At 72.1% G+C, this 17,453-nt stretch carries 18 protein-coding genes; 8 read left to right on the top strand and 10 right to left on the bottom strand.

The features are described from left to right. Positions 1–54 precede the first annotated feature (54 nt). Positions 55–462: a large-conductance mechanosensitive channel protein MscL gene (gene mscL, locus ACQPXB_RS43980; RefSeq protein WP_432847867.1), complete on the top strand. Its 408-nt coding sequence runs from the start codon at positions 55–57 to the stop codon at positions 460–462. Positions 463–465: 3 nt separating this feature from the next. Here mscL and ACQPXB_RS43985 read toward each other — a convergent pair whose 3' ends face one another. Both ACQPXB_RS43985 and ACQPXB_RS43990 read right to left on the bottom strand, forming a co-directional pair. Further along, entirely contained in the window at positions 466–633 is a 168-nt protein-coding gene (locus ACQPXB_RS43985; RefSeq protein ID WP_366584707.1) for a hypothetical protein, read from the bottom strand. A 93-nt stretch (positions 634–726) separates the two neighbouring features. Next, a complete protein-coding gene (locus ACQPXB_RS43990) occupies positions 727–1,227 on the bottom strand; it encodes a MogA/MoaB family molybdenum cofactor biosynthesis protein (protein ID WP_328604492.1) in 501 nt (166 codons plus the stop codon). A gap of 122 nt (positions 1,228–1,349) precedes the next feature. Here ACQPXB_RS43990 and ACQPXB_RS43995 point away from each other — a divergent pair, with 122 nt between their 5' ends. After that, the gene (locus ACQPXB_RS43995) at positions 1,350–2,411 is read left to right on the top strand and encodes an NAD-dependent epimerase/dehydratase family protein (RefSeq protein ID WP_432847870.1); all 1,062 of its coding nucleotides are present in this window, start codon (positions 1,350–1,352) and stop codon (positions 2,409–2,411) included. Positions 2,412–2,459: 48 nt separating this feature from the next. After that, complete coding sequence (locus ACQPXB_RS44000; protein WP_432847872.1) at positions 2,460–3,314, top strand: MBL fold metallo-hydrolase; 855 nt, start codon at positions 2,460–2,462, stop codon at positions 3,312–3,314. Between the two features lie 41 nt (positions 3,315–3,355). Here the strand turns inward: ACQPXB_RS44000 and ACQPXB_RS44005 are convergent, their stop codons facing one another. From ACQPXB_RS44005 to ACQPXB_RS44015, 3 genes are read right to left on the bottom strand one after another with little or no spacing between them, the layout of a single operon-like run. Beyond that, positions 3,356–4,417, bottom strand: a complete 1,062-nt coding sequence (locus ACQPXB_RS44005; protein ID WP_366584714.1) for a sensor histidine kinase — start codon at positions 4,415–4,417, stop codon at positions 3,356–3,358. Continuing rightward, entirely contained in the window at positions 4,414–5,115 is a 702-nt protein-coding gene (locus tag ACQPXB_RS44010; RefSeq protein WP_366584716.1) for a response regulator transcription factor, read from the bottom strand. The genes ACQPXB_RS44005 and ACQPXB_RS44010 overlap by 4 nt, the downstream gene beginning before the upstream one ends. 8 nt (positions 5,116–5,123) lie before the next feature. After that, on the bottom strand, positions 5,124–6,533 hold the full coding sequence (locus ACQPXB_RS44015; protein WP_432847874.1) for a hypothetical protein: 1,410 nt from the start codon (positions 6,531–6,533) through the stop codon (positions 5,124–5,126). A 144-nt stretch (positions 6,534–6,677) separates the two neighbouring features. Here ACQPXB_RS44015 and ACQPXB_RS44020 point away from each other — a divergent pair, with 144 nt between their 5' ends. From ACQPXB_RS44020 to ACQPXB_RS44040, 5 genes are read left to right on the top strand one after another with little or no spacing between them, the layout of a single operon-like run. Next, on the top strand, positions 6,678–7,337 hold the full coding sequence (locus ACQPXB_RS44020; protein WP_364182131.1) for a glycosyltransferase family 2 protein: 660 nt from the start codon (positions 6,678–6,680) through the stop codon (positions 7,335–7,337). Beyond that, a complete protein-coding gene (locus ACQPXB_RS44025; protein WP_432847876.1) occupies positions 7,334–8,017 on the top strand; it encodes a TIGR04282 family arsenosugar biosynthesis glycosyltransferase in 684 nt (227 codons plus the stop codon). Before ACQPXB_RS44020 ends, ACQPXB_RS44025 begins: the two co-directional genes overlap by 4 nt. Further along, positions 8,014–8,643, top strand: a complete 630-nt coding sequence (locus ACQPXB_RS44030; protein WP_366584722.1) for a class I SAM-dependent methyltransferase — start codon at positions 8,014–8,016, stop codon at positions 8,641–8,643. The genes ACQPXB_RS44025 and ACQPXB_RS44030 overlap by 4 nt, the downstream gene beginning before the upstream one ends. Further along, on the top strand, positions 8,640–10,034 hold the full coding sequence (locus tag ACQPXB_RS44035; RefSeq protein WP_432847878.1) for a molybdopterin-dependent oxidoreductase: 1,395 nt from the start codon (positions 8,640–8,642) through the stop codon (positions 10,032–10,034). The genes ACQPXB_RS44030 and ACQPXB_RS44035 overlap by 4 nt, the downstream gene beginning before the upstream one ends. Beyond that, positions 10,031–10,486, top strand: a complete 456-nt coding sequence (locus ACQPXB_RS44040) for a hypothetical protein (protein ID WP_366584726.1) — start codon at positions 10,031–10,033, stop codon at positions 10,484–10,486. Before ACQPXB_RS44035 ends, ACQPXB_RS44040 begins: the two co-directional genes overlap by 4 nt. A gap of 1,325 nt (positions 10,487–11,811) precedes the next feature. Here ACQPXB_RS44040 and ACQPXB_RS44045 read toward each other — a convergent pair. The 5 genes from ACQPXB_RS44045 to ACQPXB_RS44065 form a co-directional block, all read right to left on the bottom strand. Beyond that, the gene (locus ACQPXB_RS44045) at positions 11,812–13,233 is read right to left on the bottom strand and encodes a trypsin-like peptidase domain-containing protein (protein WP_432847880.1); all 1,422 of its coding nucleotides are present in this window, start codon (positions 13,231–13,233) and stop codon (positions 11,812–11,814) included. Between the two features lie 79 nt (positions 13,234–13,312). Continuing rightward, a complete protein-coding gene (gene galT / locus ACQPXB_RS44050) occupies positions 13,313–14,395 on the bottom strand; it encodes a galactose-1-phosphate uridylyltransferase (protein ID WP_432847882.1) in 1,083 nt (360 codons plus the stop codon). After that, a complete protein-coding gene (locus ACQPXB_RS44055) occupies positions 14,392–15,192 on the bottom strand; it encodes a DeoR/GlpR family DNA-binding transcription regulator (protein ID WP_220244421.1) in 801 nt (266 codons plus the stop codon). Before ACQPXB_RS44055 ends, galT begins: the two co-directional genes overlap by 4 nt. Before the next feature lie 104 nt (positions 15,193–15,296). Beyond that, positions 15,297–16,727 carry a HAMP domain-containing sensor histidine kinase gene (locus ACQPXB_RS44060; protein WP_366584732.1) on the bottom strand — a complete coding sequence of 477 codons (1,431 nt, stop codon included), beginning with the start codon at positions 16,725–16,727 and terminating at the stop codon, positions 15,297–15,299. After that, positions 16,724–17,416, bottom strand: coding sequence for a response regulator transcription factor (locus ACQPXB_RS44065; RefSeq protein WP_364049308.1), 693 nt, complete (start codon positions 17,414–17,416; stop codon positions 16,724–16,726). The genes ACQPXB_RS44060 and ACQPXB_RS44065 overlap by 4 nt, the downstream gene beginning before the upstream one ends. Positions 17,417–17,453 lie beyond the last annotated feature (37 nt).

Below are 17,453 nucleotides of genomic sequence, written 5' to 3' on the forward strand. Positions count from 1 at the left end.
TCCCTGTTCCGATGGGCGACGGCACCCCCGTCTGAACCTCTCGAGGAGTGGCACATGTTGAAGGGCTTCAAAGACTTCCTGATGCGCGGCAACGTCGTGGACCTCGCGGTCGCGGTCGTGATCGGCGCCGCGTTCACGGCGATCGTCACCGCGTTCACCACGGGTCTGATCAAGCCGCTGATCAACGCGATCGGGGGCAGCAACGCCGCGCAGGGCCTCGGTTTCTACATCTTCGAGTCGAACAAGGGCACGTTCCTGGACTTCGGCTCGGTGATCAACGCGGCGATCAACTTCGTGATCGTGGCCGCGATCGTGTACTTCCTGTTCGTGCTGCCGGTGAAGCACCTGCAGGAGCGCCGCAAGCGCGGTCAGGAGCCGGGTCCGGCGGAGCCCACCGACGTCGAGCTGCTCAAGGAGATCCGTGACCTGCTGCGCGAGCAGGCCACCAAGTCGGACGTCTGAGGGTCAGCGGTCGTGGTGCGGTGGCCGGTTCTCCAGGTACCAGGAGTCCGGGGTGTCCCCGCTCAGGCCTCGCTCGTCCGAGGTGGTCTCGGGCAGCACGTCACCGAAGATCTCGTCGACCCGGCGGCGCTCGGCCGCGGTGTCGGAGGGGCGGGATTCTTCACGTGGCATGACCACATCGTCCCACCCGCTGTTTGACAACTGCAGAGAGAGACGCGAATCGCCTGGCCCTCGTCGTGGCGGGCCAGGCGCGGCGGCCGGGGTTCAGACCTCTTCGAGGCCCGAGAGCTCGTCGATCACGTGCGGCACGAGCGACGACAGAGTGGCCATGCCGTCGCGCACCGCAGCGCGCGAGCCGGCGAGGTTGACCACCAGCGTGCTGCCCGACACCCCTGCGAGGCCCCGGGAGATGCCGGCGTCGACCGCGCCCGCGGCGAGGCCCGACGCGCGCAGCGCCTCGCCGATGCCCGGGATCGGCCGGTCGAGGACGCCGGCGGTGGCGTCGGGCGTGCGGTCCCGCGGCGAGACACCGGTACCGCCGACGGTGATCACGAGGTCGGCACCGCCGATCACGGCGGTGTTGAGCGCGTTGCGGATGCCGGCGGTCTCGGCCTCGACCACCACGACGCCGTCGACGATGAAGCCGGCCTCTTCGAGCAGCTCGGTGACGAGCGGTCCGGTGTTGTCCTCGTGCTCCCCGTGGGCGACCCGGTCGTCCACGATCACCACGAGGGCCCGGCCCAGCCGCTGTGCGCTCCGTTCCATGCCGACACCGTATCCGGTGACGGCACCCGGCCGCCGCCGTGGGCGGGTGATTCCTGACGATTCGGTGACGTGGTCCGGCCGGGGCGGGCGTGGTCCGGTCCGTGCGCCCTAGCGTCGGCAGGGTGCGAGTACTGATCACCGGTGGAGCCGGGTTCATCGGGTCCCACATCGCCGACCGGCTGGCCGACGCGGGCGACGAGGTCGTCGTGCTGGACACCCTCGTGCCCACCGCCCACGGCACGCCCACGCCGCCGGAGTACACGGGCCGCCACCGGTTCGTGCGCGGCGACGTCACGGACCCGGACGAGGTCGCCGAGCTGCTGCGGGGCATCGACGCCGTGTGTCACCAGGCGGCCGTCGTCGGGCACGGCGTGGACCCGTCGGACGCGCCGTCGTATGCGCTGAACAACGACTACGGCACGGCGGTGCTGCTGGCCGGGATGCACGCGGCCGGCGTCCACAAGCTCGTGCTGGCGTCGTCGATGGTGGTCTACGGCGAAGGCCGCTACTCGTGCCCTCGCCACGGGATCGTGCCGCCGTCGCCGCGACGGCAGTCCGATGTGGACGCCGGCCGGTTCGAGCCCACATGCGGCGACTGCGGTGCGGAACTGCACTGGCAACTTGTGCCCGAAGGTGCACCGCTTCTGCCCAGGAGTACTTACGCCGCAACGAAACTGGCCCAGGAGCACCTCGCCGGCGCGTGGGCACGGCAGACGGGCGGCACGGTGTGGGCGTTGCGCTACCACAACGTGTACGGCCCGCGGATGCCGCAGAACACGCCGTATGCCGGGGTGGCGTCGCTGTTCCGTTCGTCGCTCGAGCGCGGTGAGGCGCCGACCGTGCTGGAGGACGGGCGGCAGCAACGGGATTTCGTCCACGTCCACGATGTCGCCCGCATCAACGCCCTGGCGCTGCACGCCGACGGGCCGAGCGGGGACATCACGCCGCTCAACGTCTGCTCGGGTGACCCGCACACGGTGGGCGACCTCGCCCGCGAGCTGGCGCGCGCGTACGGCGGGCCGGAGCCGCGGATCGTCGGCGGCGCGCGGCCCGCGGACGTCCGGCACGTGGTCGCCGATCCCGCGCTGGCCAGGAAATTGCTGGGATTCACGGCGGAAACCACGTTCGAGGACGGCATCACCTCGTTCGCCACCGCGGAGTTGCGCGCGCCCGTCGGCGCCTGAGATCCTGCTTGAGACGAAGGTCACTTCCCGGAATTATTTCCTGCCACCGTGATCTTGGTCGTGTGCATGCGGTCCATCGAGGTGGGGAACATCGAGATCCATGCGCTGGCCGACGGCCGGATCCGGCTGCCGGCGCCGTTCTTCCCGGGACTCGACGCGGGGAGACATCCCGGCGCGTTCGCGGAAGACGGCACCGTCCACGTGCCCACGGGTGCGTTCCTCGTCCGCGGCAACGGCCGGACGATCCTCGTCGACGCGGGGCTCGGCCCGCGCGAGATCGAGTTCCCGGAGGGCCTGCGGCCCGACGACGGTGACATGGGCGCGGGCGGCGGCCTGCCCGTCGCGCTCGCCGAGGCGGGGTGCTCGCCGGCCGACATCGACACGGTTCTGTTGACGCACCTGCATTCCGACCACGTCGGCTGGCTGGCGCCGCAGGGGAAGCCGTACTTCCCGAACGCCACGGTGCTCTACGGCGCGCAGGACTGGGCCGCGCTCGTGGAGCCGGTCGGGCGCCACGACTGGACGCGGATCGGGCTGGAAACCGTGCGTGGCCACGGACACCTGCGTGCGCTGAACGGCGACGTGGAGATCGCGCCGGGCATCACCGCGCGGCACGCGCCCGGGCACACGCCGGGTCACTACGTCGTGGACATCACCGCGGACGACCGCCGGGTCGTGCTGCTCGGCGACGTGCTCCACACGCCGGCGCAGCTGGTCGACTCGAACATCCGGTTCATCAGCGACAGCGATCCGTCGCTCGCGCTGCTGACGCGTCAGCAGTGGCTGCGGCAGGTCGCGGGCACCGACACGATCGTCGCGCCCGCGCACTTCCCGGGGATGCAGTTCTTCCGCGTGACCGCGGACCGGGTGGCGGAGCCGGTGGAGGCCGTCACCGTCGGCTGACCGCGTCCGTCCACTGTGGCCGGACGGTGGTGGCCGGACGGTCAGACGGAAGCGGCGATCTTGGCCAGCGGCAGCCGGACCTCGAACCGGCAGCCGGGGCCGTGGTTGTGCACCCCGATGTGACCGCGGTGGGCCTCGACGAGGCCCTTGGCGATCGCCAGGCCGAGGCCACCGCCGGAGGTCGTGCCGCTGCGGTCGGGGGTGCGGGCCTGGGTGCCGCGGAACGCGACGTCGAAGACGCGGCCGATCTCGTCGTCCGGGATGCCGCCGCAGGAGTCGTCGACGGCGAGAATGGCCTGGTCGCCGTCGATGTCGAGCTGCACGGCGACCGTACCGTCGGGCGGGGTGTGGCGGATGGCGTTGGAGACGAGGTTGCGCACGATCCGCGCGAGCTCCGGGTCGCTGCCGGACACGACCGGCCACGCCTCGGCGTTCTCCAGCACGCGCACGCGTTTGCGCTCGGCCACGGGTGACTGCGCGGCGACCGCGTCGCTCACGACGTCGCGGAGCGGCACGGCGGACATGGTGAGTTCGAGTGCGCCCGCGGTGATCCGGGAAAGCTCGAACAGGTCGCCCACCATGCCGGAGAGCCGCGTGGTCTCACCGCTGATGCGCTGGGCGTAGTCGGCGACCTCGTCGCGCTCGGAGACCACGCCGTCGGCCAGCGCCTCCGCCATGGCCTGGATGCCGGCGAGCGGGCTGCGCAGATCGTGGCTGATCCACGCGACGAGCTCGCGCCGGGACGCTTCAGCGGCGCGTTCGCGGTCACGCGCTTCGCGTTCCCACACGCTGCGGCGCGCGATCGCGCGGCCGAGCACGATCGCGGCGGGCACCGTCACCAGGGCGACGAGCAGGCAGACCAGCAGCTCCGTCATCAAGGCCTCGGTGAACATGAAGCCGCTGATGCCGATGACGCCGACGAGCAGGGCGATCACCGGGATGAGCACGAGCACCGTCATCGTGGTGGCGAGCGAGCGGTTGCGCAGCGTGTAGAGAACCAGCCCGCCCACCGCGGCCACCGGAAGCGCGAACAGCAGCGCGAACGGCAGGATGTGCAGAACGTGGATGAGCATGTCCAGGGCGGATTCACCGGTGTTGATCATGACTGCTCCCGGTCGTAGCGGTAGCCGACGCCCCAGACGGTGGCGACCCGCGTCGGCTTGGCCGGGTCGCGTTCGATCTTTTCGCGCAGCCGTCGCACGTGGACGGTCACCGTGGACTGGTCGCCGAAGTCCCAGCCCCACACCTTCTCGAGCAGGTCGGCGCGGGAGAAGGCCACGCCCGGGTGGCCGAGGAAAAACGCGAGCAGGTCGAACTCGCGCGTGGTCAGCGGCAGCTCGGCCCCGCCGAGGGTGGCCTGGCGGGCGGTCATCTGCAGGCGCAAGTCGCCGTCCACGAGCTCGGGCGCGGGAGGCGCGGCGCGCGGCATCCGGGCGCGGCGCAGCACCGAGGCCACGCGCAGCGCCAGCTCCTTGGGGCTGAAGGGTTTGGTGACGTAGTCGTCGGCGCCCAGCTGGAGGCCGGCGATGCGGTTCTCCTCCTCGCCGAGGGCGGTGAGCATCACGATGGGTACGTGGCTCACCTGACGCAGGCGGCGGCAGACCTCGAGGCCGTTGATGCCCGGCATCATCACGTCGAGCACCACGAGGTCGGGGTTGCGTTCGGCGAACAGCGCGAGGCCTGCGGCGCCGTCACCGGCGACGTCGACCGTGAAGCCGGCGACCTCGAGGTAGCGCCGGACGACATCGCGCACCGTCTCGTCGTCGTCGACCACGAGCACGCGCCCGGCCTGGTCCTCCATGCCTCACCTCACCAGCTCGTCAGAAGAAGATGGTTGACCGCCAGCGCGGTCACCGCCTGCCCGGCCAGCCACCAGCGGCGGCCGGGTGCGGGCAGCAGGGCCGTCATCGGCAGCAGCCACGCGCCGAACGGTAGCCAGATGCGTTCCACCTCCGCCTTCGACAGGCCGGACACGTCGGCGAACACGATCGTGACCACGGCGGCGATGCCGAGCAGCAGCACCGGGTCGCGCAGCAGGCCGCGACGCGACTCGGGCAGGAACGCCCCGGTGACCCCGCGGCGAGCGGCGGCGACCACCGCCGGGCCGGCAGCTACGGCGACGGCGGCCAGGTCGGCCCACACCCAGTACGAGTATGGCCGAAGCGTGGCGATGCCCTGGTAATAGCGCTCGACGACGAGGCGGTAGCCGTCGAGCCACCAGAACCCGGCCAGCGCGAAGGCGGCCACCACGGCCAGTGCGCCGACCACGGCGAGGGCGGCGGCGCGCCACTGGCGGCCGAGCACGGCGACGGCGAGCGCGACGAGGCCCAGCAGCACGAGGCCGTAGGAGAGGAAGGCGCCGTAGCCGAGGAGCACACCCGACGCCAGCGCGGTGGGCACGGCGTAGCGGCGGCCGCGGGTGAAGCCGACGGAGGCCAGGGCGAGCAGGGCGATGCCGGTGGCCGTGACGCCGGCGAAGAGGCCGTCGGCGGAGACGCCCAGCCACACCGCGCCCGGGGAGAGCACGGCGAACGGAAGCACGGCGCGCGCCGCGCTCTGGCGGCCGAGCAGGGCGACCGTGGCCGGCACGGCGACGGCGACGAGGGCGGCGACCAGGATCACGGCGGTGGAGGCCCAGGCGCCGCCGCGCAGGCCCAGGTGGTCCAGCCAGACGAACACCAGCGTCGCGCCCGGCGGGTGGCCGGAGACGTGCGTGGTCCACGAGTTCGGCTGGAAGTCGAGGATGCGGGAGCTGAACTCGCGCAGGAACCGCGGGATGTCCGTGATGCCGGGCACCTCGTGGAGGTACTCCTGCGGGGTGGTCAGGCGGCCGGTGAAGCCGCGCGACCAGCCGTCGATCATGGCGAGGGAGAAGATCCAGGCGAGTGAAGTCGCGTACCCGGCGGCGAGGGCCCGTCGCCAGGACAGCCGGGTCGTGACCGCGGGGCCCCACAGGACCACGGCGGCCGCGACCAGCACGGCGAACACCGAGCCCAGGCCCACGTGGGGCAGCCAGTGGGCGAAGATCGGCGCGGTGGGCGCGTAGATCACCACGCCGGAGTTCGGCCGGTTGTAGTAGAGCCCGACGGCGGCTGCGGTGGCGACCAGTACGAGGGCGGCGCCGACCGCGATCGCGTCGCCGCGCGTACCGGCGCGGCGGGGCTCGGGTGGTGGCGCGGGCGGCTCGGCGAGCCGGGCAGCCGAAGTCGACTCGCTCATCGACCGCACGATAACCCCCGTCGCGGTCTCGCACGGGGCTGGAAGACGCAGCCGTGAGAACTCGGTAAGAAGTGGGCTCGCGTCATGATTCGGTAAGCACCACAAGGGTTCTCGACCGTCCTTTACGGACCTAGCGTACGCCTGGTGAGCGATCTTCAGGTAGACGTCGTGCTCCCGTGTCTCGACGAGGCGGGCGCGCTGCCCGGTGTGCTGGCCGCGCTGCCGGCGGGGTTCCGCGCGATCGTGGTGGACAACGGTTCGTCGGACGGCTCGCCCGACGTGGCGGCCGCGCTCGGCGCGAAGGTGGTGGACGAGCCCCGCCGCGGGTACGGCGCGGCCGTGCACACGGGGCTCGAGGCCGCGACGGCGGACATCGTGTGCTTCGCCGACGCCGACGGTTCCCTCGACCTCGGTGACCTGCCGCGCCTGGTGGCCGCGGTGGAAGGCGGCGCGGACCTCGCCGTGGGGCGCCGGGTGCCGACGCACGCGGGTGTGTGGCCGTGGCACGCGCGGGCGGGCAATGCGGTGCTTTCGCTGTTGCTGCGCAGCCGCGGGCTGCCGGTGCGGGACATCGCGCCGCTGCGCGCGGTGCGACGGGACGCGTTGCTGGGGCTGGGCGTGACCGATCGCGCCTTTGGTTATCCGCTGGAGCTGCTGATCCGCGCTCAACGTGCGGGCTGGCGGGTGCGGGAGTTCGACGTGACCTACGGGGAGCGCGCGAAGGGCACGAAGTCGAAGGTGTCCGGGTCGGTGCGGGGCACGCTGCGCGCGGTGCGCGACTTCGGGCGGGTGCTGGCCCGATGACCTCCCGGTTCTGCGTGCTCGTGGTCGCCAAGGCGCCCGTGCCCGGCTTCGCGAAGACCCGCCTGTGCCCGCCCGCAACGGCGCGGCAGGCCGCGGAGATCGCCGCGGCGGCGTTGCTGGACACGCTCGACGCCGTGTGCGCGACGCCCGGCGCGCTGCCCGTGGTCGCGATGACCGGCGACCTCGGCTCGGCGGCGCGCGGGAGCGAGATCGGCCGGTCACTGCGGCGGGCGACGGTGATCGCCCAGCGCGGCTGGGACTTCGGGGCGCGGCTGGCCAACGCGCACGCCGACACGGCGTCAGTGCACGCCGGGTTGCCGGTGCTGCAGATCGGCATGGACACGCCGCAGGTGTCGCCGGAGCTGCTGGGCTCGTCGATCGAGCCCGTGCTGCGCCGCATGCACGACGCGGTGCTGGGGCCGGCCGAAGACGGCGGCTGGTGGGGGCTCGGACTCAGGGACCCGCGCCATGCGCAGGTGCTGGCGGGCGTGCCGATGTCGCAAGCGGACACGGGCGTTCGCACGGTTCGGGCGCTGGCATCGGTCGGCCTGTCGGCGGGGCCGCTGCCAGAACTGTCCGATGTGGACACGATGGGTGACGCCGTGCGCGTGGCCGCGGAGGCGCCCCGCGGGCGGTTCGCGGCGGCCGTGCGCGCGGTCGAGGGACGGGAAGTGGCGTGAGGAAACTGAGTACCGGCACGGAGTTCGACCGCGGGCTGCTGGGGCAGCACTGCTGGCTGGAGCTCGCCAACGGCGACCGAGTCGACCTGCCCGTCGACCGCTGGACCGAGGGCTGCGACCTGGGCGACACCGTGCTGCTCGACGCGTGCGACGGCCCGACACTCGACATCGGCTGCGGCCCGGGCCGGCTCACGGCGGCGTTGGCGAAACGCGGTGTGGTGGCGATGGGAGTGGACAGCTCGCCCACCGCCGTGCGGCTGACGCAGGAGCGGGGCGCGGTGGCGTTGCGGCGCGACGTCTTCCAGCCGCTGCCCGGCGAGGGGCGCTGGCACCACGCGTTGCTGGCCGACGGGAACATCGGGATCGGGGGTGACCCGGTTGTGCTGCTGGACCGGATGCGCGAGCTGATCGCGCCGGACGGGGACGTGCTGGTGGAGCTGGAGCCGCCGGGGCGGGGCGTACGGCGGGAGGCCGTGCGGCTGCTGCCGGGTTCGTCGGGGCCGTGGTTCGGCTGGGCGTGGGTCGGGGCCGACGCGATCGCGGAAGTGGCCATGCGCGCGGGGTTCCACGTGGACTGGACCACGAGCCGGGGCCACCGCTGGTTCGCCAGGCTGGAGCGGGCATGACCGACGAGAAGCCCACCGACGACACTTCGCCGGACGGCATCTGGACAGAAGGCTCCGTGGACACCGAAGAGCCCGAGGCGCCGCGGGAGCACCGGCTCGCCGCGGCATGGAAGCGCTTCGACGAGCGCGTGTCCGAGGCACAGGTGCGGTTCGGTGAGCGGGCCGCGCAAGCGCGGGCGGGAGCGGCGCGCGCGAAAGTGCGGGCGGAGCAAGCGAAAGCGCGCGTGGACGAGCGGATCGAGAAGCTGCCGATCCCGCGTGAGGAGCAGTTCAAGGGCGGCGCGCACGGCGAACGCGTGACGGCGCGAATCGGCGCGCTGCTGGGGCTGGCGTTCCTCATCTGCTTCGTCACGGGCCTGCTCAGCCACCTGATCCAGCACCCGCCGGGGTGGTTCTTCTGGCCGAGCCGTCCGGTGTGGCTGTACCGGCTGACGCAGGGCGCGCACGTGATCTCGGGTATCGCGGCGATCCCGTTGCTGCTGGCGAAGCTGTGGAGCGTCTTCCCGAAGCTGTTTGAGCGGCCGTTGGTGAAGTCGTTGCCGCACGCGCTGGAGCGAGTGTCGATCCTGGTGCTGTCGGGGTCGGCGTTCTTCGAGCTGAGCTCGGGGTTGCTGAACGTCGCGCAGAACTACCCGTGGACCTTCTACTTCCCGGAAGTGCACTACGCGGTGGCGTGGGTGGCGATCGGGTCGGTGGTGGTGCACGTGGCGGTGAAGCTGCCGATCGTGCGGCGGGCGTTGACCCGCGAGACAGTGCCGGCAGCGCAGGCCGAACAACCGCCGGCCAAGAAGCCGGTCTACGGGTTCACCCGCCGTGGTTTCCTGCGGACCACGTGGATCGCGACGGGGGTGGCGGTGCTGTCCACAGCGGGCGCGACGGTGCCGTGGCTGAAGGACATCTCCGGGCTGTCGTGGAAGACCGACAAGGGCCTGCAGAAGCTGCCGGTGAACCGCACGGCCGTCGCGGCGCGCGTGACGCGGACGGCGGTCGACCCGAGCTGGCGGCTGTCGGTGGTGACGCGGGGCGGGACGAAGCAGTTCACGCTGGCCGACCTGCGGGCGCTGCCGCAGGTGAGCGCGGATCTGCCGATCGCGTGCGTCGAGGGCTGGAGCCAAATGGCGAGCTGGCGCGGGATCTCGTTCCCGACGCTGCTGCGCGCGGTCGGGGCCGAGCCGGGCGCGGAGGTGCGGGTGTCGTCGCTCGACAAGACCGGTCTGTACGGCGCCAGCACGCTCCCGGGCGAGCACACGGCCGACGACCTGACTCTGCTGGCGCTGGAGCTCAACGGTGAGGCGCTCGACGTCGACCACGGCTACCCGTGCCGGGTGATCGCGCCGAGCCGTCCGGGTGTGCTCCAGACGAAGTGGGTCGAAAAGCTGGAGGTGCTGTGAAGGTCATCCGGATCCTGCTCGCACTGGCAGGCCTGGCGGCGCTGGGTTTCGGTGCGTCGCTGTTCGTCGACTACGCGGCACCCGCGTGGCCGGAGAGCTTCAAGACCGTGCTGTGGATCGGCGGCGGCCCGATCGTCAACGACGCCGTGTTCGCGCCGGTGGCCGGCGTGCTCGGCCTGCTGCTCTCGCGGGTGCTGCCGGCGGCGTGGCGGGCGCCCGTGCAGGTGGGCGCGGTGCTGACGGCTGTGCTCGGGTTCATCGCGTTCCCGTTGCTGTGGCGCACGTACGGCGTCATCCCCAAGCCGGGCCTGCACGACGGCAACACGTGGGCGGGGCTCCTGCTGACGCTGGCCGTGGTGTGGGCCGTCGTGATCCTCACCGGCGCGGCCCGCACGGTGCTCGCGCACCGCAAGCCGCGCCGCCCCGCGACGAAGAGCGCTGCCGCCCAGTAGGCCGGGAAGACGCCGGAAACCTCTCCGTACCGCCTCCGACTCGGTACGGAGAGGTCTCCGTGGGGCGTGAGGTGCCCACGAGGTGCGCGGGCCAAACGTCGATAACCCACGAATTTTCCGTACCGGGCAAAGAGCCTGGTCACAGTGTTGGAATTCGTTGAGGAATCTTCCGGACAACGCGTTCGGCCGCGCGTGGAGCGCCCGCAGCCGAGTGCGGCCCTACCGCTCGCGGTGACCGGATAACCACGCCGGCTTGGCCGGCCAAGGGTTCTTCGAGCCGCCGAACGCAGCGGGCCGCGAAGCCCCGGGCCCGCGCGCCGGTCCGGCAGCGGCCGGCAACCTCAGCGAGGCCGCTGGCCCGAGGCCTCTGAAAGCCCCGCCAACGCGCCCCCGCTTGGAGCGCTGCAAGCCGGGTGCAGCCCTGCCGCTCGCGGCGACCAGATGACCGTATCGAGCTTGCCGGCCAAGGGTTCTTCAAGCCGCCAAGCGCATCAGGCCGCGAAGCCCCGGGACCTCGCGCCGGTCCGGCAGCGACCGGCAACCTCAGCGAGGCCGCCGGACCGAGGCTTTGAAACCCCGGCAACGCGGCCAGCCACGCTTGGAGCGCTGCAAGCCGGGTGCAGCCCTGCCGCTCGCGGCGACCGACGAAGAGGCCGGCCAAGCTTGCCGGCCGAAGGTTTCTTGAGCCGCAGGCGCATCGCCCACAACGACCTAGGATCGCGCGCCGGTCCGGCAGCGACCGGCAACCGCAGCGACGCCGACGGCCCGAGGCCTCTGAAAGCCCCGCCAACCCAGACAGCCACGCCTGGAGCGCAGCGAGCCGAGTGCAGCCATGCCGCTCACCGTGACCGACGAAGGTGCCAGCCAAGCTTGCCGGCCAAGGGTTCTTCAAGCCGAGCGCATCGGGCTGCGGAGCTGCCGGACCGCGCGCCGGTCCGGCAGCGACCGGCTACCGCCCCGAGGCCGTCGGCCCAGGGCTTTTGAAAGCCCCGGCCACGCTTGGAACGCTGGGAGTCGGGTACAGCCATGCCGCTCGAGGTGACCGACGAGGGTGCCGGCCGAGCTTGCCGGCCAAGAATTCTTCGAGCCGCCGAGCGCATCGGCCCGCGACGACCCAGCACCAGCTCGTGCAGTTCCGCCGCGCGCTTGGCCCGGCAGCGACCGCCGCAAGGCCGTGCCTTCGTGGGCTGTCGAAGGCCCCGGCAACGGAGACGGCCACGCGCGACCGGCATCGAGTGCCCGGTCGCGCGTGGCCTTCAAGGGTCCGGCCCCTGCCCAGGGGGTCGAGCCGTGGTTGGTCTCGGCCGCGCCCGGCGGCCGAGCGATCAGTTCGCCGGTACGGGCTGGCCGCCGAGGGTCACCTGGACGGTGCGGCCGTCGGAGAGGGTGAAGGTCGCCTTCTCGTCGGGGGCGCGGGTGCGGACGGCCGCGATGAGCGTGTCGGCGCTGTCGATGGTGCGGTCGTCGATCTTCGTGACGATGTCGCCCGCCTTCAGGCCCGCCTTCTCGGCGGGGCTGCCCGGCGTGATGTCGCCGAGCTGGGCGCCGCCCTGCGGGGCGTCGGCGACCTTGGCGCCGATGAACGTCTGCGTGGCGTGGCCGGTCTTGATGATGTCGTTGGCCGTGCGGCGCGCCTGGTCGATCGGGATGGCGAAACCGATGCCGACGTTGCCGCCCTGTGACGCGCCGCCCTGGCCGCCCTGGCCGCTGTTCGGGCTGTAGATGGCGGAGTTGATGCCGATGACCTGGCCGTTCATGTTCGCGAGCGGGCCGCCGGAGTTGCCGGGGTTGATCGCCGCGTCGGTCTGGATGGCGTCCATGACCGTGGTCTGGTCGGTCTCGTCGCCGCCGGCCTGCACCGGCCGGTGCAGGGAGCTGACGATGCCGGAGGTGACCGTGCCGCTGAGCTCGAACGGCGAGCCGATGGCGACCACTGGCTGGCCGACGCGCAGGTCGTCGGACCGGCCGAGCTCGACCGGGGTCAGGCCGCTGACGTTGTTGACCTTCACCACGGCGATGTCGGTCGTCGGGTCGCGCCCGACGACGCTCGCGGCGGCCTTCTTGCCGTCCTGGAACACGGCCTGGATCTGGCCGCCGTTGGCGGCGACCTCGACCACGTGGTTGTTGGTGAGGATGTAGCCGTCGGTGCTGAGCACGAACCCGGAGCCCTCGCCAGCGGCCGTGCGGCCGGAGACCTGCAGCTCGACGACGCTCGGCGACAGCTTCTGCGCGACGGACTCGATGGAACCGGACGGCGCGTTGCCCGTCTGCTGCGCGGGCTTCGGCTGGTCGAGCGCGTTGACCGACGGACCGGACGAGCCGCCCGTGAGGTAGCCGACGGTGCCGCCCGCGACGCCGCCGATGACGAGCGCGATCGCGGCGACGCCCGCCAGCAGCTTGCCCGGGCCGGACTTCTTCGGCGCGGGGGCCGGCGGAACGCTGTACGTGCCCGGAGCGGCGTACTGCTGCTGCGTCGTCCCACCGGTGGGCGGGTACGGGTTGTTGTAGCCCATCGGACCGGTCTGCGCACCCTGCGCGGACCACGGGTTCGCCGTGGCGTACCCGGGGTTCTGCTGCTGCGCCTGCTCGCCGTACGTGGGCTGCTCGCCGGAGGCGGGCGCAGGCGCGGGCGACGCGCCGGGGGCGGTGGGCTGACTCCAGGCCGCCTGACCCTCGGTGCCCGGCTGGGCACCCGGGTTCTGGCGACCCGCCGCGGAGTCGTGCGCGTGGGGGTCGTTCTCGGTCATGTCCTCACCTAAGCGGCCGGGCCTGAGAGGTTCCTGAGCCGAACCTGTGTTTCGGAGATGAGTATGCCGCGCCCGGTACTCAGCCCGCCGCGCGAAGGCGCTCGGCGATCTGCTCGGGCGTCGCGTCGTTGATCCACACGGCCATGCCGGACTCGGACCCCGCGAGGTACTTGAGCTTGTCCTTGGCCCGCAACACGGAGAACAGCTCGAGGTGCAGCCACGCAAGGTCGCGGTCGCGGCGCACGGGTGCCTGGTGCCACGCGGCGATGTAGGGCAACGGACGGTCGTAGAGCGCGTCGCAGCGGCGCAGCACGTCGAGGTAGACGCGGGCGAAGTCGTCGCGCTCGGCTTCGGTGAGCGCGGGGATGTCGGGCACCTGGCGGTGCGGCACGACCTGGATGTGCACCGGCCAGCGCGCGGCCGGCGGCACGAACGCCGTCCAGTGCTCGCCTTCCACCAGCACGCGCGAGCCGGATTTCTGCTCCGCCGCCAGCACGTCGCCCATCACCGGGCGGCCGTGCTCTTCGCGGTACGCGCGTGCGACGTCGAGCATCCGCTCGGTTTTGGGCGTGACGAAGGGGTAGCCGTAGATCTGGCCGTGGGGGTGCGAGAGCGTCACGCCGATCTCTTCGCCGCGGTTCTCGAACGGGTAGACCTGTTCGATGCCCGGAGTCTCACCCAGTGCGATTGTGCGGTCGGCCCACGCGTCCACGACCAGGCGCACGCGTTCGGGACTCAGCTGCGAGAACGAGCCGCCGTGGTCGCTGGAGAAACACACGACCTCGCAGCGCGCGCGGCCCGGCGCGGTCGGCACGAGACCGAGCTCGTCCACAGTGGACGGATCGCCGTGCGCGTTCTGGGAGAACGAGGGGAAGCGGTTCTCGAACACGACCACGTCGTAGTCCGGTTCCGGGATCTCGGTCGGGCGCCCGGGCCCCGAAGGGTCGAGCGGGCACAGGTCGGCCGGCGGCTTGTACGTGCGCGTCTGCCGGTGCGCGGCCATGGCGACCCACTCTCGGGTCAGCGGGTCGAGGCGGATTTCCGACGCGGCGGCCACCGGCGGGAGGTCGCGGGTGTCCTCGGCGGTGCGCTCGTGCTCGCCGTCGTGGTCGAAGTAGATGATCTCCCGGCCGTCCGCCAGGTGTCGCAAGGTGCGTTTCACGCGTCTTCTGCCTCGAGGTTCTCCGCCGTTTCGGCGATCATCAGTTCTCCGACCCGCTCGGTGAGGCTCTCCCTCGCCGAGTCGGGAAGTCCGTCGTCGGTCACCACCACGTGGGCCTCTTCGAGGTCGGCGATCGTGGAGATGCCGACGGTGCCCCACTTCGTGTGGTCGGCGAGCACCACCAGCCGCCGGCCGGCCTCCACGAGCGCGCGGTCGGTCTCGCTCTCGGTGAGGTTCGGGGTGGTGAAACCGGCGCCCTCAGCCATGCCGTGCACGCCGAGGAAAACGAGGTCCAGGTGCAGGGAACGCAGGCTGTGCACGGCGACCGGGCCGACGAGCGCGTCGGACGGCGTGCGCACGCCACCGGTGAGCACGACCGTGCGGTCGGGTTGCGTGGACGCGCGCAGCACGTCGGCGACCTGGATGGAGTTGGTCACGATGGTCAGCCCCGGGATGGGGTCGAGCGCGCGGGCCAGCGTCCACGTGGTGGTGCCGGCGGACAGGCCGATCGCGGTGCCGGGCTTCACCAGGCCGGCGGCGAGCTCGGCGATGGCTTCCTTCTGCGCGCGCTGGCGCACGGACTTCGCCTCGAAGCCGGGCTCGTCGGTGCTCTTGCCGACCACCGACGTCGCGCCGCCGTAGACCTTCTCGACCAGGCCGCGGCCGGCGAGCACGTCGAGGTCGCGGCGCACCGTCATGTCGGACACGCCGAGGCGTGCGACGAGGTCACTGACCCGGACCGCACCGGTCCGGCGGGCCTCCTCGAGGATCACCGCCTGTCGCTGACGTGCGAGCACCACCACTCCTCAAGCACGAATCATCAACCACACAAAATCCTACACGATCAAACATGCAGTGCGTGGGACGTGCCACCCGGGGCGTCCCCCGGACGGGCGAGGAGTCAGCCGGGGGCGCCCGGCAGCCGGATCGTGAGGAGCGCACCACCTTCCGGGGCGTGCATGGCGTAGACCGCGCCGCCGTGGCGCTCGGCCGCCTGCTTCACGATCGACAGGCCGAGGCCGGAACCCGGCAGCGTACGGGCTTCCGACGAACGGTAGAAGCGGTCGAACACCTTGGGCAGGTCCTCGTCGGCGATGCCCGGGCCGGAGTCGGCGACCTCGACCACGGCCGTGCCGTCGCCGAGGGGCCGCAGCGTCACCCGCACGCGCGAACCGGACGGCGAGAACTTGACGGCGTTGTCCAGCAGGTTGAGCACGGCCCGTTCGAGCGAGCTGTTGTCGCCGGTGAGGACCCACGGCTGCAGGTCCACTTCGAACTCGATGTCCCCGGCGCGGCGGCGGGCGCGGTCGAGCGCGCGCTCGACGACCTCGACCAGCTCGACGCGTTCGGTCTGCTCGCGCGGCTCGTCCTGACGGGCGAGCTCCACGAGGTCGCCGATGAGCTGGGTGAGCTCGTCGAGCTGCCCGCGGATGTCGGCCTCGATGTCGGCGCGATCCTCCTCCGGCAGCGAGCGGGCGCCCGGCCGGCTGGCCGAGAGCAGCAGCTCCAGGTTGGTGCGCAAGGAAGTCAGCGGCGTGCGCAGCTCGTGGCCGGCGTCGGCGACGAGCTGGCGTTGCCGCTCCTGGGAGTCGGCGACCGTGCCGAGCATCGTGTTGAAGCTCTGGGTGAGGCGGGCGAGCTCGTCGTCACCGCTCACGGGGATCGGCCGCAGGTCGCCGGTGGCGGCGACGCGCTCGGCGGCCGACGTCAGGCGATCGACCGGCCGCAGCCCAGTGCGCGCGACGGCCGTGCCGGCCCCCGCGGCGACCACGATCCCGGCGCCGCCCACGAGGAAGAGGACGACGGCCAGCTCGTTGAGCGTGCGCTTGGTCGGCTCCATCGACTGCGCGAGCACCATGGCCTCGCCGTGCCCGGACGGCAGCGCGACCACGCGCGTGTCCGTGGCCACGTCGGTGCGCAGCGACCGCGGCGACTCCCCCGTGGCCACCGCGAGCTCCAACGGCCCGTACGGCGGCGGCGAGCCGGCCTGCGGGTAGATCAGCTTGTTGCTGTACGCGTTGAGCTGGCCGATCTGCAGGTCGGCGCTCGCCAGGAACGCGCCGGGCACCTGTTCGAGCTGCGTCTGCACCGGCGGCGAGTTCACGGCCGCCTGGGCGCGCGCGAGCAGGTTGTCGTCGAGCTGCTGGTAGAGGTTGCTGGACACGATCATGTACGCGCCCAGCGACACGAGCGCCACGGCACCGGCCACGCAGGCGGCGGCCAGCAGCGTCACGCGGCCGCGCAGCGAGAAGCGGCGCGTGCCCCAGCGGTCGCCGCGCGGGTCGGTGACGTCGACGGTCGGAACCGCGGTGCTCGTGGGGGCGTCGGTCACGGCGGGGTTTCGCGCAGGACGTAGCCCACTCCCCGCACCGTGTGGATCAGCCTCGGTTCGTTGCCGGCTTCCGTCTTGCGACGCAAATAACCGACGTAGACCTCCAGCGCGTTGCCCGACGTCGGGAAGTCGTAACCCCATACTTCCTCCAGAATCCTTCCGCGGGTCAGCACGTGCTTGGGGTACGAGAGGAACAACTCGAGCAGCGCGAACTCGGTACGGGTGAGGCTGATCTCGCGGCCGCCGCGGCGGACCTCGCGAGTGCCGGGGTCCAGCGTGAGGTCGGCGAACGACAGCACCTCGCTCGTCTCGCCCTGCTGGGTGTCCGGCACGGCGCGGCGCAGCAGCGCGCGCAGGCGGGCGAGCAGTTCTTCCAGGGCGAACGGTTTGGGCAGGTAGTCGTCGGCGCCGGCGTCGAGGCCGGAGACCCGGTCCGAGACGGTGTCGCGGGCGGTCAGCACGAGGATGGGCAGGTCGTCGCCGGTGCTGCGCAGCCGGCGGGCCACCTCGAGCCCGTCGAGGCGCGGCATCATCACGTCCAGCACCATCGCGTCCGGCCGGTTCGCGATGATCGTCTCCAGGGCCTGCGCACCGTCGCTGGCGAGCTCGACGGTGTACCCGTTGAACTCCAGGGACCGCCTGAGCGACTCACGGACGGCTCGATCGTCGTCCACCACAAGGATGCGCATGACGTCAGTCTTACGCAGAGTGCTGAGACCCGCCTAA

The organism is Amycolatopsis sp. CA-161197 (assembly GCF_050942255.1).
Classification (GTDB): Bacteria; Actinomycetota; Actinomycetes; order Mycobacteriales; family Pseudonocardiaceae; genus Amycolatopsis.

Bases quoted from the DNA above. Each gene is read 5' to 3' on its own strand.
- ACQPXB_RS44025 (WP_432847876.1), top strand. From the start codon at position 7,334: ATGACCTCCCGGTTCTGCGTGCTCGTGGTCGCCAAGGCGCCCGTGCCC.
- ACQPXB_RS44005 (WP_366584714.1), bottom strand. From the start codon at position 4,417: ATGATCAACACCGGTGAATCCGCCCTGGACATGCTCATCCACGTTCTG.
- ACQPXB_RS44045 (WP_432847880.1), bottom strand. From the start codon at position 13,233: ATGACCGAGAACGACCCCCACGCGCACGACTCCGCGGCGGGTCGCCAG.
- ACQPXB_RS44015 (WP_432847874.1), bottom strand. From the start codon at position 6,533: ATGAGCGAGTCGACTTCGGCTGCCCGGCTCGCCGAGCCGCCCGCGCCA.
- ACQPXB_RS44065 (WP_364049308.1), bottom strand. From the start codon at position 17,416: ATGCGCATCCTTGTGGTGGACGACGATCGAGCCGTCCGTGAGTCGCTC.
- ACQPXB_RS43990 (WP_328604492.1), bottom strand. From the start codon at position 1,227: ATGGAACGGAGCGCACAGCGGCTGGGCCGGGCCCTCGTGGTGATCGTG.
- ACQPXB_RS43985 (WP_366584707.1), bottom strand. From the start codon at position 633: ATGCCACGTGAAGAATCCCGCCCCTCCGACACCGCGGCCGAGCGCCGC.
- mscL (WP_432847867.1), top strand. From the start codon at position 55: ATGTTGAAGGGCTTCAAAGACTTCCTGATGCGCGGCAACGTCGTGGAC.
- ACQPXB_RS44035 (WP_432847878.1), top strand. From the start codon at position 8,640: ATGACCGACGAGAAGCCCACCGACGACACTTCGCCGGACGGCATCTGG.
- ACQPXB_RS44010 (WP_366584716.1), bottom strand. From the start codon at position 5,115: ATGGAGGACCAGGCCGGGCGCGTGCTCGTGGTCGACGACGACGAGACG.